At 47.6% G+C, this 829-nt stretch carries 1 protein-coding gene; it reads right to left on the bottom strand.

Annotated features, from left to right (window positions below):
• Nucleotides 1-82: 82 nt before the first annotated feature.
• Nucleotides 83-433 carry a hypothetical protein gene (locus tag ACR0ES_RS20165; RefSeq protein ID WP_480871593.1) on the bottom strand — a complete coding sequence of 117 codons (351 nt, stop codon included), beginning with the start codon at nt 431-433 and terminating at the stop codon, nt 83-85.
• Nucleotides 434-829 lie beyond the last annotated feature (396 nt).

The following is an 829-nucleotide window of genomic DNA, read 5'->3' as shown; positions in this document are numbered from 1 at the left end:
GCCAGAAAAGGTCGCTCATATCACCACTCCATTTTTCGAGCCGTGAATCATGCAGCGCCTTGAAAATCAATGCATCCTGACCCTAGGCATCAAAATCTCCAAGAGCGTCAATAGCTCCATCAGACATAGCTTCGATGATCTCGTCGGCTCCGGATCGAAGAACAACTCTTGCCGCAGCGCGAGCTCCAATTACCCCGATTTTTTTTGCCGAATCCAAAGCTTTCTTTGCTTTGCCTCCCTGTGTTTTAGGTACGGCCTCGACCAACGCACCAAACAGTGTAACAATGGGATCACCCGAGTGGTCCGATTGCTGAACGTCCACTTCGATAACAATTTCCCCAGACTGTCTGAGTTGTTCTGACCAAGCCTTCCGAAAGAACGTCTTTCCCCTGCCAAATCCAGCTTCAATGGAAACGACCTTTGTGGTTTCCATTGACTTAATCAGGTTTGTGAAAGTGTTCCCGATATGTTCGTAGTCCAGAAGATCGTGGTCCCAAATACTCTGTGTTTTCATAAATATAAGTGCCTCAATTCGGGTGCATCGCGCGCAGAAACTACAACTTAACGTGAAATTCAGTTGCTGGTATTCTATTCTACAGTTCGGGTAATTCTGCACATTGCCAATGGGATGAAAAGTGGTACGGCACCAAAAGTTCACTGATTTCTGGTGTTGCGCATTCATCACAGGGTGAATTTCGTCCCTAATGCTTCCAGAGTGCTTCCAGTTGTGCAGTGGCCCTGAACGCAGAAAGCGCCCCTTGGGGCGCTAAGTGCTTGATATCTGACTGGAAGTATTGGTTGCGGGAGTAGGATTTGAACCTACGACCTT

It is taken from the genome of Ruegeria sp. N7, assembly GCF_056531345.1.
This window is presented reverse-complemented; position numbering and strand designations above follow the sequence as displayed.

Coding starts and splice junctions, on each gene's coding strand:
- ACR0ES_RS20165 (WP_480871593.1), bottom strand. CDS start 433: ATGGAAACCACAAAGGTCGTTTCCATTGAAGCTGGATTTGGCAGGGGA.